The organism is Actinoplanes sp. NPDC048796 (assembly GCF_040650035.1).
Taxonomy (GTDB): Bacteria; Actinomycetota; Actinomycetes; order Mycobacteriales; family Micromonosporaceae; genus Actinoplanes.
In genome coordinates, this window is sequence record NZ_JBEZGO010000001.1 from 372606 (window position 1) to 387930 (window position 15325).

Here is a 15325-nt window from a genome sequence, read left to right on the forward strand (position 1 = left end):
CCCTGCACGGCCGTCGGACCGCGCGGCCCCATCTTCGGACGAACGCCGATCGCGAGTCTGGCGAATGGGTGAAGTTCGCCGGGGCGTGGCACCGTGGGGCGATGAACCGAACCCGTCTCGCCTTCGCCGCCGCGGGAACAGCACTGCTCGTCGGCTGCTCGGACGCGGAAAGCACGCCGAAAGGCCAGGCCACGTATTCCGCCGCGCCCGCGCCCTCCGCCTCAGCCGCGGCCTCCACCTCCGGATCGGCGCCGGGATCGGCCGGAGGCGCGCGACTGGGACAGCCGCAGACCATCGCCACCGGCATCGAGGTCCCCTGGGGCCTTGCCTTTCTCCCGGACGGCAGCGCCCTGGTCAGCGAGCGGGAGAGCGGCGACATCCTTCAGATCCCGGCCGGTGGCGGCGATCCCCGCAAGGTCCATCACCTCGACGGCGTCTCACCGGCCGGCGAAGGCGGGCTCCTCGGTATCGCGGTCGATCCCGACTATGCGACCAACAAGTTTTTGTACGCCTATTTCACCAGTGAGTCGGATAACCGAATTATCCGATTTGTCGGCGAAGGGGGTGGTGGCACGGACGGGGCGGCGGGCAAGGTCATCCTGGACGGGATCGGCAAGGCCGGGATCCACAACGGCGGGCGGATCGCGTTCGGGCCCGACGGATTCCTGTACGTGGGCACCGGTGACGCCGGGGACGGCAGCGCCTCGCAGGATCGCGGCGACCTGAACGGCAAGATTCTGCGGATCACCCGGGACGGTGCCGCCGCGCCCGGCAACCCCACCGCCGGTTCGCCGGTCTGGTCGATGGGCCACCGCAACGTGCAGGGTCTGGCCTGGGGCGCCGACAAGACGATGTACGGCATCGAGTTCGGCCAGAACACCTGGGACGAGGTCAACGTCATCGAGCCCGGGAAGAACTACGGCTGGCCCGAGGCCGAGGGCAAGGCCGGCGACAGCCGGTACGTGGATCCGATCGTGCAGTGGTCCACCGACGAGGCCTCACCGTCGGGGGCCGCCGTCGCCGGCGGCAACCTCTACGTGGCCGGCCTGCGCGGCGAACGACTTTGGGTGGTTCCGCTCGGCGGCGGGGAGCCGCGGGCCGAGTTCACCGGGACGTACGGGCGGCTGCGCACGGTGGCGACCGCACCGGACGGCGCGCTCTGGCTGACCACCTCGAATCGAGACGGCCGCGGGGACCCGCAGGACGGCGATGACCGGATCCTGCGGTTCCCCGCGGCCTGACGATCTACTTGTTGTTGGGGGGCAGTTCCGGAAGGGCCGAGATCGCGGCGGCGTACACCGCGATCTGGCGGCCGTTGGGCACCACGCCGACGGCGCGGAGCTGGTCATGGATGGCCTGCGCGACCGAATCCTCGGCTCGTCCTCGGTGGGTCTGCATGACCTTGTTGACCACGTAGTCGACTCTGACCTGTTGTTGCCACCCGGCGGAGCGAGAGCTTCCGCCGGTGGCGTAGCTGATGGGGGCGACGCGTTCCATGCCGTGTCTATCGGACGCCGGGTGCCCCCGGTCCACGATTTGGGGAGGTGGTGCAACCCGACCGCAACCGGGTCGCACCAACCCGGCCATCAGTGGGTCTCGGACCCCTCGGTCTCGTCGGTGTTCGGCTGGGGCGGCTCGGGCGGGCTGAGCCGCAGCCAGAGCAGGAACAGCAGGCCCAGGACCAGCATTCCGAGCCCCATCCACAGGTTGATCCGTACGCCCTCGGCCTTGTCGATCTCCGACTGGTTGTCGAAGATCCCGAGCAGCGTGACGATCACGCCGTACACGACGAAGAGACCGCCGATCACGCGCCGGACGTCGAACAGACGCGCGGCCGCGGACACCTTCTTCTGGTCTTCCTCCATGACGGGCTCTCCTTACCAGACCGGGATGTACAGGACGAAGGCCAGGACGACGGCGATGACACCGAGCAGGACCGGGTTACGCCACCACACCTTGTCTCCCGAGATGATCACTTCGCCGCTGGTGCTGGAGCCACCCAGGCCGTAGACGAGGCCGCGCAGCTCCTCCTCCGGCTTCGGCGGGGTGAACTGCGTGACGATGACCGCCACCACGACCGCGGTCACGAAGGCCGCGCCGGCGCCCCAGAAGCTCTCCTCCAGGTCGGAGTTGAAGTGCAGGGCGTCGGTCAGGTGCCCGATGTACAGCGCGAGGGAGGCCAGGAAGCCGAGCACCAGCGACCAGAAACCGGCCCAGGCCGACATCCGCTTCCAGAACATGCCGACGATGAAGGTCGCGAACAACGGGGCGTTGAACAGCGAGAACAGCGCCTGGATGTAGTTCATGATGTTGTCGTAGCCGGCCGCGATGAACGCGGTGCCGATGCCGATGACCACGCCGCCGAGCGTCGCCCAGCGGCCGACCTTCAGGTAGTAGCTGTCGCTGCGGCCCTTGCGGATGTAGGGCTGCCAGATGTCGTACGTGAAAACGGTGTTGAAGCCGCTCACGTTGGCCGCCATGCCGGCCATGAACGAGGCCAGCAGACCGGTCACCGCGACACCGAGCACGCCGTTCGGCAGCAGGTCGCGCATGAGCAGCGGGATGGCGTTGTTGTACGTGAGGTCACCCTCGGAGGCGCCCAGGCCCTTGACCGTGACCAGCGCGATCAGGCCGGGGATGACGGTGACGACCGGGATCACCAGCTTCGGGAAGGCGCCGATGATCGGGGTACGCCGGGCCGCGCTCATGTCCTTGGCCGACAGGGCGCGCTGCACCTCGGCGAAGTTGGTCGTCCAGTAGCCGAACGAGAGCACGAAGCCGAGACCGAAGATGATCCCGATCCAGTTCGCGCCGAGCGGGTTGTTACTGGTGGCCGTGTCGGCCCAGGTGTGCAGGCCGGCCTCACCGAGCGGGGTCTGCCGCACCTTCTCGAACAGACCGTCGATGCCACCGACCTTGACCAGGCCGACGATCGTGATCGGGAGCAGGCCGGCCAGGATCACGAAGAACTGCAGCACCTCGTTGTAGATGGCCGAGGACAGGCCGCCGATGCCGATGTAGATCAGCACGATCGCGGCGCCCAGGCCGATCGAGACGAACAGGGGCCAGCCGAGCAGCGCCTGCAAGATCAAGGCTAAGGCGAACAGGTTGACGCCGGCGATCAGCACCTGGGCCACCGCGAAGCTGACCGCGTTGAACAGGTGGGCCGAGTTGTTGAAGCGCCGCCGCAGGAACTCGGGAACGCTGTGCACCTTGGAGCCGTAGTAGAACGGCATCATCACGATGCCCAGGAACACCATGGCGGGCACGGCGCCGATCCAGTAATAGTGCAGGGTCATCAGACCGTACTGGGCGCCGTTGGCGGCCATACCCAGGATCTCCAGCGCGCCCAGGTTCGCCGAGACGAACGCGAGGCCGGTGACCCAGGCGGGCATCGAGCGCCCGGACAGGAAGAAGTCCGCGCTCGTTTTGATCGCTCTCCGCGCCGCGAAGCCCACACCGAGCACCGTGCCGAAGTAGAGGATCAGGATCAGGTAATCGAAGATGTCGAGGTCGAGCCGTAGGCCGCTCGCCGCAAGTACCTCCACAGGCCACCTCCATGGCGAAAGTCGCCATGGGCTACCCAAGCCGAAGATCTTTCACACCTGAATGTGTCCTTCGCGTTACCGGCGTTGGATAAGGACCTCCAGCCCGTCCAAGATCCGCTCCAGCCCGAAGCGGAAGGCCTGGTCCTGGCCGCCGCGCGTGGCCGTGTCACTGACCGCCGCCGCGAGCGCGGGAAATCGATCGGCGTGCTCGCGCAGCACGAGCCCGATGGTCGCGGTGAGCTCGCCCTCCGTGGTGGCGGCCTGACCGGCGATCATGCGGACCTGCCCGGCGACGGCGGCGACCGCGTCCATCCGCTCGGCGCCGGTGAGGCCGCCCGGCAGGACGGCGAGCGCGCTCTCCATCCAGCTCAGCTCGTTCGGCCCGATGGGGCGGCCACCGGCGGTGGCCTCGATCGCCCACGGATGCGGCGCATAGCGGCCGAGCAGCGCCTCGGCCCAGGCGCTGAGCGCGGTTCGCCAGTCCCCGGCGCCTCCCACCGGCGGCTCGCCGATCGCGCGCTCCAGCATGACCGCCACCAGTTCCGTCTTGCCGGGCACGTAGCGGTAGAGCGACATCTTCGTGTAGCCGACATCGGCCGCCACCCGCTGCATGGTGACCGCGGCCAGCCCTTCGGCGTCGGCCACCGCTATCGCGGCGTCGGCGATCCGGTCCAGGGTCAACGCCGGTTTCGGGCCACGGGTCCGCGGCCGCTCCTCCCAGAAAAACATCTTGCCCTCCTCGGAAACAGTGTCTACCGTACACAGAAATAACCGAGTCCGACGGACACAGTTTCTACGGGGAGACGGCATGAAGGTTCTGATCTTGGGCGCGAGCATCGCCGGACCGGCCCTGGCCTATTGGCTGGGCCGCTTCGGCATCGAGCCGACGATCGTCGAGATCGCGCCGGAGCTGCGCACGGGCGGCAACGCGGTCGACTTCCGCGGGCCGCTGCACATGGGCCTGCTCGAGCGGATGGGCGTGCTCGACGAGCTGCGCGCGGTGCAGACCGGCGGCACGGCGATGCGGTTCGTCGACGCGAGCGGCGCCAAGCAGATGGAATGGCCGGCCGGGCTGGCCGGAGGCGATCTGGAGGTACGGCGGGGCGACCTGGCCCGGGTCCTGGCCGGCGCCGGCGCCCGGCACACCGAGTACCTGTTCGGCGACAGCATCGCCGCGCTCGACGAGCACGAGGGCGGCGTCGACGTCACCTTCGCCGGCGGCAAGCAGCGCACCTTCGACCTCGTGGTCGGCGCGGACGGGGTGCACTCACGGGTGCGGCGGTTGACGTTCGGGCCCGAGGAACGCTTCGTGAAGCACCTGGGCTACTACGTGGCCACCTGGAACACACCCACGGTCGAGGAGGATTTCGTCCTCTACAACGAGCCGGGCCGGATGATCAGTACGGGCCGGGACGGCGCCTTCGCCGTCTTCGCGTCGCCGCGGATCGACTACGACCGGCACGACCCGGCCGCGCCGAGGCGGATCCTGCGCGAGCGGTACGAGGGCATGGGCTGGCACGCGCCCGAACTGCTGGCCGCGATCGGCGACGACCTGTACTTCGACCAGATCTGCCGGGTCGACGCGCCCGAGTGGACCCGGGGCCGGGTCGCGCTGGTCGGCGACGCGGCCTGCGGGGCCACGATCGGCGGGCAGGGCACCGGGACGGCGCTGGTCTGCGCGTACGTGCTCGCGGCCGAACTGGCGGCGGCGCGCGGCGACCATCGGGTGGCGTTTCCGGCGTACGAGAAGAGAATCGGCCGGTTCGCGCGCGGCACCCAGAAGGGCGGCGACACCACCGGCCGATTCCTCGCCCCCAAGTCGGACCGGGGCATCCGGCTGCGGAACTACCTCAACAACAAGAAGTGGTTCCTCGACCTCACCTTCAAGATCGCGGCCGACCGGGCCACGAACCTGGAGCTCACCGCAGAGCCGCTACCGCTTCGGCCGTCAGATCCGACAGGCGGTCGATGACCAGGGCGGCCCCGGCCAGCGCGTCCGCGGCCGGCGGGTAGACGCCGTGCGGGACGGCGATCACCGCCATCCCCGCGGCGGCCGCCGAGCGCAGGCCGTTGCTGGAGTCCTCGATGGCCGCGCAGTCCCCGGGTGCACAGCCCAGCGCCGAGGCGGCGGCCAGATAGACGTCCGGCGCCGGCTTCCCCCGGGGCACCTCCTCGGTCGAGAAGGTCACCTTGAAGGCGTCGGTCAACCCGGCCGTGGCCAGCACCTGGTCGATCAGGACGCGGGCCGACGAGCTGGCCAGCCCGAGCGTGAAGCGCTCCCCCAGCCGCCGCACGGTCTCCACCGCACCCGGAATGAGCGGCAGATCGGATTTGTACCGGAGGGCCATCTGGCCGAGCACATCGTCGGCGACCTGAGCGGGCGTACGGGGAACGCCCACCTCCTCGGCGAGATGGGCCGACCACTCCCCCGTACTCATGCCCATCATGCGATCTTGAGAGTCGGGGAGGAAGGACTTGCCGTACGACGCCACGTACGACCGCCGCACGTCCTCCCACACCTCCTCCGTATCGATGATGACGCCGTCGAGGTCGAAGATCACCGCGGAGATGGTCACAGCGCCTCCGCCGCCGGCACGATCTCCTTGGCGAAGATCTCGAACTGCCTGGTGTCCCACACGTTGCGCAGGCCACCGTGCCCGACCTGAAAGCCCATCCCGGCCAGCCGGGTCAGCGTCTCGATGATCTCGCCGGCCCGCTCGCCCTTCTCGCCCAGATCGAACGGGACCATCACCGTCTTCTGGATCTCGTCGTAGTCGCGGCCCACGTCCTCGCAGTGCTGCTTGAGCACATCGAGCTTGTGCTGAAGCTCCGGCCCGGGGAACAGGTTGCAGGCGTCCGCGTACTGGGCGACCAGCCGCAGCGTCTTCTTCTCCCCGCCGCCACCGATCAGGATCGGCGGGCGCGGCCGGCTCAACGGCTGCGGCGAGTTCAGCAGCCGGCCCAGCCGGTAGTGGGTGCCCTCGAACGCGGTCTCGTCGCCGGCGAACATCTGCCGGCAGATCTTCAGCGCCTCCTCGAGCCGCTCGAACCGCTGTTTCGTCGGCGGGAACGGCAGGCCAAGCCCGATCGACTCCTCCTCGTTCCAGGCGGCGCCGATACCGAGGATGGCCCGCCCGCCGGACAGCACGTCGAGCGTGGTCACCGCCTTGGCCAGCAGGCCCGGCTCGCGGTAGACGACGCCCGTCACCAGCGTCAGCAGCTTGGCCCGCTTGGTGTGCGCGGCCAGGAAGCCCAGCGCGGTGTACGCCTCGAGCATGTCCCACTCGGGCGGCCCGATGGGGCCGATCTGCCACAGGTGGTCCATCACGCTGATCCGCTCGAAGCCGGCCTCGTCGGCCGCCGAGGCGACCTCGCCCAGCACCGCGCCCAGCCTCGGCGCCCCCTCGGGCCAGGTGAAGTTCGAGATGTGCAAACCAAGTTTCACAGCGGTTTCCCTCCGACGTTCCGACAAGACCTAATCATGCTTTTGTACGTGGGGTGTCCGCTCAACGGCCGGTTCGAGCCACGGGAACGATCTTCCTCGGCCGAATCGGCGAGTTGCCGAACGGTTGCCGGCCGGTAGCTTCGAAGATCAGAAACAAGCTTGAGGAGCACCGCCATGTCTCCTTCGCCGCTTCACCCAGCGACGAACCGCGCCTCGCCACCTTCCGTGAGCGTGATCCTTCCCGTCCGGGACCCCGCGGGCCTGCCGCTGCTGCTGCGCGGCCTGCCCCCGGTCGACGAGGTCGTGGTGGTGGCCGAGGCGGGCACGGCGGCCGCGGTGGCGGCGCGAACCCTGCGACCCGGCGCCGTCGTGGTGTCTCCTACCCGCCCCGGCCCCGGTAACGCCCTCGCGTGCGGAATAGCCGCGGCCCGGGGCGACGTGGTGGTGACCCTGAACGGCGACGGCTCGACCGACCCGGCCGAGATCCCGCGCTTCGTCGAGGCCCTGCGCGCCGGAGCCGACATGGCGGTGGGCTCCCGCTACACACCGGGCGGCCGCGACCTGACCGCCGGCCGTTTCCGCCGCTGGGCCGACCTGCTCCTGATCTGGTGCCTGAACGCCGTGCTGGGCACCCGCCGCACCGACCCCGGCTTCGGCTACACCGCCCTCTGGCGCGACGCGGCAAGCCGGCTGAACCTCCCCGACCCCGCCCTCCGAGCCGGCGCCTCCTGGGGCGAGGGCCCCGAGATCACCCCCTTGCTGGCCATCCGCCCGTCCCGCCGCGGTCTCCGCGTCGTGGAGGTACCCAGCGTCGCCTTCCCACCGATCCGCCGCACCCGGCGCGCGGACCGCCCCCACCTGCACCACTGGCTACGCACCGCCCTCCGCGAGCGCAACCACACTGCCCTGCCCAAGCCCGCCGCCGACCGCCGTCACACCTCACCCACGACCGCCGGGCCGGCGGCTTTCTCCTCAGCCTCAGGCTCGACCCCTCCCCCAGCCTCAGGCCCGTTCCCAAGCTCGGCCCCTTCCTCCACCGCCGGCCCGTTCCCAAGCGGCACCCCCTCCTCCACCGCCGGCCCGTTCCCAAGCGGCCCCTCCTCCACCGCGGGCCCGTTCCCAAGCGGCACCCCCTCCTCCACCGCCGGCCCGTTCCCAAGCGGCCCCTCCTCCACCGCGGGCCCGTTCCCGGGCGGCGATTCGTTCCCGACCATCCCTCCCGTTCAGCGCGGACCGGGCTTCCGGCTCGAACAGGACGGGCCGGGCTATCGGATCACCCCCGAACCTCGCTCCGCCGACCATCCGCCCCGCCGGACAAATCGGGAAAGTCGGGAATCGGCGAGGAGCTGGATCCTCCGAGAGCCCTCGAAGGGCCGAGAGCGCGGATCGTGGAGAGGCGCCGAAGGGACGGCGAACCAGGACGGCCTCACGAACCAAGACCGCCTCACGAGCCAAGACGGGCTCACGAGCCAAGACGGCTCGGCGGGACGAGGGTTGCGCGAAGGGGCGACCGCTGAGGTGTGGCGGCAGGCCGATCGGCGGGCGCCTGGGGAGCCGATCTGGAGTCCGCCGCCGCGTACCGCGCCGCCTTCCGGGGATCTGTGGCGGGAGCGGCGTGTTCGCAATCAGCCGGCGCCGCCCTATCCGGCGGGGCATCCGGAGCCGCTTTTCGGGCCGGATGTGCAGGGGCGGATGGGTGAACAGGCGTGGCTGCCGCTTCCCCGGGCGCCCAAGCAGAGTGGGGAAGTCGGTGCCCGGCGGCGGCGGATCGCCGGCCGCCAGTCTCAGCCCGACCTGCGCGTCATCAACGGCGAGGGTGCGGGCCCGACCGGCGGCCGCCGGGGCCGGCTGCGGTCGGTCAAGAAACCCTAGAGCGCAGCTGCGGCAGGATCTTCTCGCTGTACAGGCGCAGGAAGCGCTCCTGGTCGGGGCCGGGGGCGTGGAAGACCAGGTGCTTGAAGCCCATGTCGAGGTATTCGGCGATCTTGGCGACGTGCTCGTCGTGGTCGGACGAGACGATCCAGCGGGAGGCCGTGCGCTCGACCGGGAGCTCGTCGGCCAGGCGCTGCATCTCGATCGGGTCCTCGACGCCGGTCTTCTCGTCCGGGGTCAGCGCCAGCGCGCCCCAGTGCCGGGTGTCCTGGCGGGCCTTCTCGTGGTCGTCGTCGAAGGAGACCTTGACCTCGATCAGCAGGTCCAGGTCGTCGATTTTGCGGCCGGCCTTCTCCGCGCCCTCGCGCACCGCCGGCAGCAGCGTGTCCGTGTAGAGCTCGCGGCCCTTGCCGCTGGTGGTGATGAAGCCGTCGGCGATGCGGCCGGCGAGCCGGGTCGCGGACGGGCCGGAGGCGCCGATGTAGATCGGCACCGGGATCTCCGGCTTGTCGTAGATCGTCGCGTTCTCGGTTTGGTAGAACTGCCCGTCGAACGTCACCCGGTCCTCGCGCCACAGCTTCTGGATGAGCTGCACCGCCTCCTTCAGGCGGGCGAAGCGCTCCTTGCCGTCGGGCCACGGAATGCCCAGCGGCACCTCGTTGAGCGACTCGCCGGAACCCACGCCGAGCACGACCCGCTCCGGGGCCAGGCAGCCCAGCGTGGCGAACGCCTGGGCCACCACGGCCGGGTGGTAGCGGAAGGACGGCGTGAGCACGCTCGTGCCGATCAGGATCCGCTCGGTGCGGGCGGCGAGCGCGCCCAGCCACGGCAGCGCCGCCGGCGCGTGACCGCCGTCGTGCCGCCACGGCTGGAGGTGGTCGCTGACGAAGACGGAGTCGAAGCCGAGCTCCTCGGCCAGGACGCTGTAGTTGAGGAGTTCCGTCGGCGGGAACTGCTCCGCCGAGGCCTTGTAGCCGAACCGAATCATGTTCACGACATTAGCCCGCGGCCTTGTACGCCTTTCCGGCCTCGGTCGGACTGTCGCCGTCCTTGTACAGCCCGAAGTCGACGCTGTCGCCGACCGCGGGCAGGCCGAACCACGCGTAGCGCTCGAGCCAGGACCGGTTCTCCAGACCCTTGGTGGCGCCCTTGATGAAGGTCACCAACTGCGCCTGGGTCGGGTATTTCGGCGTACCGGAGAAATTCATCAGACCGAACTCGGTGACCCAGATCGGCTTTTTGTACCTCTTGTGCACCGCGTCCACGTACCCCAGGAACTGGTTGACCGCGGCCGCGCTGAAGTCGGAGCCGTACCAGTGCAGGGTGATGAAGTCGACGCGGTAGCCCTTGCTCTCGGCGCCGCTCATGAACCGGTCGAGCCAGCCGCCGGGGGTGTCACCGCCGTACGCGACCGAAGGGCTTCCCAAGCGCATGCCGGTCGCCTGGAGCTTGGGCCACGCGGCCAGGGCGTCCTCGACGGTCATGTCGGCCTGGCCGCCCATGTCGGGCTCGTTGAAGCCGAGCAGGACGTCGCCCTCCTTCTTGACCTCGGACAGGGTGGCGTCGGTGACGTTGGCCTTGCCCCAGACCATGGGAACGTACTCGACGCCGGACGGGCCGGGCACGTCGTTGTTGTTCGGGCCCCAGTTGTAGTACCAGCCGGCGCCGACGTCGGCCAGCGCCGCCTTGGATCCGCTGAACTTCCAGACCCCGACGCCCTTCTTCGTGCTCTCCTTGGCCGGGATCACGATCGGGGCGGCGCTGGTCGGTTTGGCCGACGGCGTCTTCGACGGTGTGGGTGACGGCTTGGCCGTGGCCCGCGCCGAGGTTCGCACGGGGGTGGGCGCCGGGCGCGCCGTCGTCGGGGTGGGCGCGGGGGCGGCCACCGCGGCCGTGGCCACCTTGGGCGGGTCGGGCTGCCGGGTGACCACGACGGCGACGCCGCCGCCGACGACCGCGGTGGTGGCCAGGGCCGCGGTCAGCACCTTTTGGGAGAGGCCCAGGCCGGCCTTGGCCGCGATGTGGGTTCCCACGCCGGCCTTGGTCGCGGCGGCGCCACCGGCGGTGAGGCCCTTGCCGAGCAGCGTGGCCGGCAGCGGCACGAGGGCCATGCCGGCCAGCAGACGCTCGGCCGCGACCAGGCCGTTCCACGACGGCGAGCAGTACCGGCAGTCGCGGGTGTGCCGGGCGATGCGCTTGCGCCACAGGGCGCTGGGCCGGCCGTCCCACTCGGCGGTGACCGCCTGGAGGTCGGGGCACGGCGGCGTGGCGGCGAGGGCGCGTACCACCACCCGGGCCGTCTCCAGCTGGCCCTTCATGCGCTGGACGCGGACGGCGGCGTGCTGGCGGGTGACCTCGGTGGCGGCGACGATCTCGTCGCGGGTGAGCTCGCCGGAGGCCTCGAGCCACCACAGGGACAGCAGCTCGCGGTTGTCCTCGTCGAGCCAGCGGGTCGCCTCGGCGGTCTCGCGGCGCTGGCCGGAGAGCTCGAGCCGGGTGATCGCCAGGTCGGTGAAGTCGGCGCCGGGGTCACGCAGGTCCTCGTGCAGCAGCGCCTCGGGGGCGCCGCGGCGGGCCCGGAAACGTTCGCGGACCTGCCGCACGGTGATCGCGACCAGCCAGGACCGGAACGCCTCGGGCTCGCGCAGGTCACCGAGGTTGCGCAGCACGCGCAGCATCACGTCCTGCACCACGTCGTCGACGTCGGCGTGACCCTCCAGGGCCCGCCCGACGATCGTGTAGACCAGCGGCAGGTAGCCGGCCACCAGCCGGTCGACGGCCACCGGGTCGCCGGCCCGCGCGGCGATAACGGTGGCGATGTCGGGTTGGTCGGCCATGGTCCTGCCTTTCCTCGGGGCGTCGGTCAGAAGGGAGACGCCCCCGCCTGCCTCGGATAACACGTTTTTCCCGGCCGGTCGGATGAAGCCCGCGCGATTAGCGAGAGCCCGCACCGGGAAACAAAAGCACATGCGTATGACAGTCCGGCTGGCCCTTCCCCGTGAGGCGGACAGCGTTCCCGCCGTCCGTCGGCTGCTGCGCTCCGCGCTCGACGTCCTGCACGTGAACCGGCGTGTCTCCGACGACCTGGAGATCGCGATCACCGAGGCGTGCTCGAACGTGGTGCGGCACGCCAGCGGCACCGACACCTTCGAGGTCCGCCTCGACGTGGCCGACGACCGGTGCTCGATCGATGTGAGCGACGACGGTCCCGGTTTCGACCCCGATTCCCCGGGTACGCCGCCGGCCTCGTCCAGCGAGCACGGGCGGGGCCTGATGCTGATCAAGGCGCTGGGCGAGAACGTACGCATGCACTCGGTTCCCCGCCGCGGCAGCCTGATCCATTTCGAGAAGTCGTTCGCCTGACACCTAGTGTCACCCCACCGCGGGCAAGCCCCTATGATTCTTGCTCTGCGGCAACTATTGCCATGGGCCGCCACACGCACACTCACCGAAAGGACGATCGCGTGACCACCCGCCCGGCACACGTCGGTTCGCTTCTGCGTGCGGCTCCGCCCGATCGCCTGCCCGAGGTGGCCGCCGAGCACCTGCGCACGTGCGTTCCCCCGGTGACGGGGATCGAGATCTTCCTCAGTGACCTCACCCTGACCTCGCTCTGGCCGGTGATCGATCCCGACGGCGCCCCCGGCGGCCGTCTCGAACAGCGCGTCTTCGGCAGTCAGCTGCCGCTGGCCGACACCGCCCCGGCCCGGGTCCTGCTCCCGCTGACGGTGTGGGGCGACCGGCTCGGTGTGCTCCGGGTCGACCTGGCCGAAGCGGCCGGGCCCGACCTGGTCGAGCAGCTGGGTGCCGTGGCCGACGAGCTGGCGGTCGCCCTGCGAGCCGCCGAGAAGGACACCGACCGCTACCACCAGGTGTCGCGCCGGCAACGTCTCACCATGGCCGCGGAACTCCAGTGGGCCCTGCTGCCCGGGCGCTCGCTCGGCGGCGAGCGATTCAAGCTGGCCGGCCAGCTCGAGCCGGCGTACGCCATGTACGGCGACCACTACGACTGGGCCGTCACCGGCGACCGGCTGACCCTGACCGTGCTCAACGGTCACGGCGACGGCATCGAGGCGGCCCTGCTCACCACGGTCGCGGTCAACGCGATGCGCAACGCCCGCCGCTCCGGCGCCAACATCGTCGAGCAGGCCGAGCTCGCCTCCGACGCCGTCTACTCCCGCTACGGCGGCGCGTCGCACGTGGCCACCCTGCTGCTGGAGATCGACCTGACCGACGGCGCGGTCGAGGCCGTCGACGCCGGCTCGCCGCGCGCGCTCATCGCCCATGAGGGCGACATCCGTACGGTCAGCCTCGAACAGCAGCTGCCGCTCGGCATGTTCGGCGACAGCCGGTACGAGACCCAGAAGTTCCAGCTCGAACCGGGCGACCGACTGCTCGTGGTGAGCGACGGGGTGCACGCCGCCACCCCGGCCGGCCGTCCCGAATACGGGGCTTCCGCACTGTTGAGCGCATTGCGGCGGACGCGGTTGCAGCCACCGGCCGAGGCAGTGGGTACCGTCATGAGAGCGCTCCGCGACTACCATGCCGACGTCGAGCCGGACGACGACGCGGTCATCGTCTGCCTGGATTGGCTGCGATAGCTGCCCTGAGACGGCATGAACTTCCCGTCCGCCGGGTAGGGGCATCCGAGCGTACCGCCGAGCAAGTCTGCAGAACGAGGAAGTTCCGACATGGACCGGCACACCGACGTCGCCGCGGCTGTCGAGTCGACGGTCGACTCGCTGGTGTCCGTCCTCGAGGCGGCCCGGCTGGCCCAGTCACCGGCGGTCCCACCGGCCCAGCTGCGTGTGCTCACCATCGTGGCCGCCAACCGGCAGACCAACATGAGCCGCCTCGCCGAGACGCTCGAGGTGGTGCCCTCCTCGGCCAGCCGCCTGTGCGACCGGCTCGAGGCGACCGGCCTGCTGCGCCGGGTGCCCGACCCCCGCGATCGCCGCGAGGTGCGGCTGATGATCACCCCGTCCGCCCGCCGGCTCCTCGACCAGCTGCGGGAAAGCCGCCGGCGGGCGCTGGGCGACGTGCTCGGCAAGATGGAACCGGCGGCCCGTCAGGAACTGGTACGGGCTCTGGAGGCGTTCGCCGAGGCGGCGCGCCGCGCTCCGGGTGAGGGAGCGGATCAGGACCGCCGTACGGCGTGAGATAGCGTCGTCCGATGCGCATCGGCATCGTCATCCTCCCCGACCAGCGGTGGTCCGTCGCCGGGCGGCGCTGGCAGCGCGCCGAGGAGTACGGCTTCGACCACGCCTGGACCTACGACCACCTCGGGTGGCGTGATCTCGTCGACGGCCCGTGGTTCGACGCCGTGCCGACGCTGACCGCCGCCGCCATGGTGACCCGGCGGATCCGCCTCGGCACGTACGTGGCCTCGCCCAACTTCCGGCACCCGGTGCACTTCGCCCGCGAGGTGACGGCGGTCGACGACATCTCGCAGGGCCGGCTGATGCTCGGGCTGGGTGCGGGCGGCGTCGGCTTCGACGCCGAGGTTCTGGGTACGCCCGAGCTCACCCCCGGCCAGCGGGTCGACCGCTTCGCCGAGTTCCTCGACGTCCTCAACCGGGTGGTGCTCGGCGACGAGCCGGTCAACCATCAGGGCGGCTATTACACGGCCGTCGACGCCCGCGGCAACCCCGGCCCGGTGCAGCGGCCGCGGCCGCCCTTCGTGGTGGCGGCCGGCGGCAAGCGGGCGCTGCGGCTAGCCGCCCGGCTCGGCGACGGCTGGGTCACCACCGGCGTGGCCGGGGTGGCCGGCGGCGCCAACTTCAGCGTGCCCGACAGCGCGGCGCAGTGGTGGGATTCGGTGGCCCGGCTCTCGGCCGGTTTCGACGAGGCGCTCGACGAGGCGGGCCGCGCCCGCGACGCGGTCCCGCGCTATCTGAACCTCGACTCGTCGCCGGTCTATTCGATGAGCAGCGTGGAAGCCTTCACCGACGCGGTCGGCCGCGCGGGCGAGCTCGGCTTCACCGACGTCATCACGCATTGGCCCCGCGAGCGGAGTTGGTACGCCGGCGACGAAAAGGTCCTGGAATCGGTCGCTTCCCGGCTGCCGCGGCTCCGCGCCGGCGGCGCCTAATCCATATCAGCGGCCGTTGGCGGCGCGGTAGGCGTCGGTGACGCCCTGCGGAATGCGACCGCGCTCGGAAATCTGGTGTCCGTTGGCGACGGCCCACTCGCGGATCAGCCGGTTTTCGTCGCGGGAGCTGGCGGTACGGCCGCCGGGGCCCCGACGAGCCGGGATGCGGCCGGTCGACGCGCGGCCGAGACGCGTGCCCGCGTTGATGTACGGGTCGAGGGCCTTGCGGAGCTTACCCGCATTGGCCTCGGAAAGGTCGATCGTGTAGTTAATACCGTCCAGACTGAACTCGACCGTGCGATCGGCCTTCTTTCCGTCCAGATCGTCGATCAGAGTGGTGATTACCTGCCGCGCCATGACGACTCCCGA

16 protein-coding genes are annotated in these 15325 nt (G+C 70.6%); 7 read left to right on the top strand and 9 right to left on the bottom strand.

Annotated features, from left to right (window positions below; translation table 11 throughout):
- The first annotated feature begins 101 nt into the window (after window positions 1-101).
- Entirely contained in the window at window positions 102-1241 is a 1140-nt protein-coding gene (locus AB0C26_RS01835; protein ID WP_360239919.1) for a PQQ-dependent sugar dehydrogenase, read from the top strand.
- A 4-nt stretch (window positions 1242-1245) separates the two neighbouring features.
- On the opposite strand, the gene AB0C26_RS01840 is transcribed toward AB0C26_RS01835, so the two are convergent.
- The 4 genes from AB0C26_RS01840 to AB0C26_RS01855 all read right to left on the bottom strand — a co-directional run bounded on the left by AB0C26_RS01840 (window position 1246) and on the right by AB0C26_RS01855 (window position 4277).
- Window positions 1246-1497 carry a hypothetical protein gene (locus AB0C26_RS01840; RefSeq protein WP_360239922.1) on the bottom strand — a complete coding sequence of 84 codons (252 nt, stop codon included), beginning with the start codon at window positions 1495-1497 and terminating at the stop codon, window positions 1246-1248.
- Between the two features lie 89 nt (window positions 1498-1586).
- On the bottom strand, window positions 1587-1865 hold the full coding sequence (locus AB0C26_RS01845) for a hypothetical protein (RefSeq protein WP_360239925.1): 279 nt from the start codon (window positions 1863-1865) through the stop codon (window positions 1587-1589).
- A gap of 12 nt (window positions 1866-1877) precedes the next feature.
- Window positions 1878-3548, bottom strand: coding sequence for a sodium:solute symporter family protein (locus AB0C26_RS01850; RefSeq protein WP_360239927.1), 1671 nt, complete (start codon window positions 3546-3548; stop codon window positions 1878-1880).
- 75 nt (window positions 3549-3623) lie between these two features.
- Window positions 3624-4277 carry a TetR/AcrR family transcriptional regulator C-terminal domain-containing protein gene (locus tag AB0C26_RS01855; protein WP_360239930.1) on the bottom strand — a complete coding sequence of 218 codons (654 nt, stop codon included), beginning with the start codon at window positions 4275-4277 and terminating at the stop codon, window positions 3624-3626.
- Window positions 4278-4356: 79 nt separating this feature from the next.
- Here AB0C26_RS01855 and AB0C26_RS01860 point away from each other — a divergent pair, with 79 nt between their 5' ends.
- Window positions 4357-5520, top strand: coding sequence for an FAD-dependent monooxygenase (locus AB0C26_RS01860; RefSeq protein WP_360239933.1), 1164 nt, complete (start codon window positions 4357-4359; stop codon window positions 5518-5520).
- On the opposite strand, the gene AB0C26_RS01865 is transcribed toward AB0C26_RS01860, so the two are convergent.
- Together AB0C26_RS01865 and AB0C26_RS01870 are read right to left on the bottom strand one after the other, a co-directional pair.
- Window positions 5468-6124: an HAD family phosphatase gene (locus AB0C26_RS01865; protein ID WP_360239936.1), complete on the bottom strand. Its 657-nt coding sequence runs from the start codon at window positions 6122-6124 to the stop codon at window positions 5468-5470. The genes AB0C26_RS01860 and AB0C26_RS01865 overlap by 53 nt on opposite strands.
- Window positions 6121-6993 (bottom strand): LLM class F420-dependent oxidoreductase, encoded by an 873-nt coding sequence (locus AB0C26_RS01870; RefSeq protein WP_360239939.1) that lies wholly within the window; start codon window positions 6991-6993, stop codon window positions 6121-6123. The genes AB0C26_RS01865 and AB0C26_RS01870 overlap by 4 nt, the downstream gene beginning before the upstream one ends.
- Window positions 6994-7224: 231 nt before the next feature.
- Between AB0C26_RS01870 and AB0C26_RS01875 the strand changes: the two genes are divergently transcribed.
- Window positions 7225-8865, top strand: coding sequence for a glycosyltransferase (locus tag AB0C26_RS01875; RefSeq protein WP_360239942.1), 1641 nt, complete (start codon window positions 7225-7227; stop codon window positions 8863-8865).
- Here AB0C26_RS01875 and fgd read toward each other — a convergent pair.
- Both fgd and AB0C26_RS01885 read right to left on the bottom strand, forming a co-directional pair.
- Window positions 8852-9853: a glucose-6-phosphate dehydrogenase (coenzyme-F420) gene (gene fgd, locus AB0C26_RS01880; protein ID WP_360239945.1), complete on the bottom strand. Its 1002-nt coding sequence runs from the start codon at window positions 9851-9853 to the stop codon at window positions 8852-8854. The genes AB0C26_RS01875 and fgd overlap by 14 nt on opposite strands.
- A gap of 10 nt (window positions 9854-9863) precedes the next feature.
- On the bottom strand, window positions 9864-11702 hold the full coding sequence (locus tag AB0C26_RS01885; protein ID WP_360239948.1) for a sigma-70 family RNA polymerase sigma factor: 1839 nt from the start codon (window positions 11700-11702) through the stop codon (window positions 9864-9866).
- Window positions 11703-11838: 136 nt separating this feature from the next.
- Here AB0C26_RS01885 and AB0C26_RS01890 point away from each other — a divergent pair, with 136 nt between their 5' ends.
- From AB0C26_RS01890 to AB0C26_RS01905, 4 genes are all read left to right on the top strand, one after another.
- The gene (locus AB0C26_RS01890) at window positions 11839-12228 is read left to right on the top strand and encodes an ATP-binding protein (protein ID WP_360239951.1); all 390 of its coding nucleotides are present in this window, start codon (window positions 11839-11841) and stop codon (window positions 12226-12228) included.
- Window positions 12229-12329: 101 nt separating this feature from the next.
- The gene (locus tag AB0C26_RS01895) at window positions 12330-13466 is read left to right on the top strand and encodes a PP2C family protein-serine/threonine phosphatase (RefSeq protein ID WP_360239954.1); all 1137 of its coding nucleotides are present in this window, start codon (window positions 12330-12332) and stop codon (window positions 13464-13466) included.
- Window positions 13467-13556: 90 nt separating this feature from the next.
- The gene (locus AB0C26_RS01900; RefSeq protein WP_360239957.1) at window positions 13557-14024 is read left to right on the top strand and encodes a MarR family transcriptional regulator; all 468 of its coding nucleotides are present in this window, start codon (window positions 13557-13559) and stop codon (window positions 14022-14024) included.
- Between the two features lie 14 nt (window positions 14025-14038).
- Entirely contained in the window at window positions 14039-14956 is a 918-nt protein-coding gene (locus AB0C26_RS01905) for an LLM class flavin-dependent oxidoreductase (RefSeq protein WP_360239960.1), read from the top strand.
- Between the two features lie 6 nt (window positions 14957-14962).
- Here AB0C26_RS01905 and AB0C26_RS01910 read toward each other — a convergent pair whose 3' ends face one another.
- The gene (locus tag AB0C26_RS01910; protein ID WP_360239963.1) at window positions 14963-15313 is read right to left on the bottom strand and encodes an Lsr2 family protein; all 351 of its coding nucleotides are present in this window, start codon (window positions 15311-15313) and stop codon (window positions 14963-14965) included.
- Between the last annotated feature and the right edge of the window lie 12 nt (window positions 15314-15325).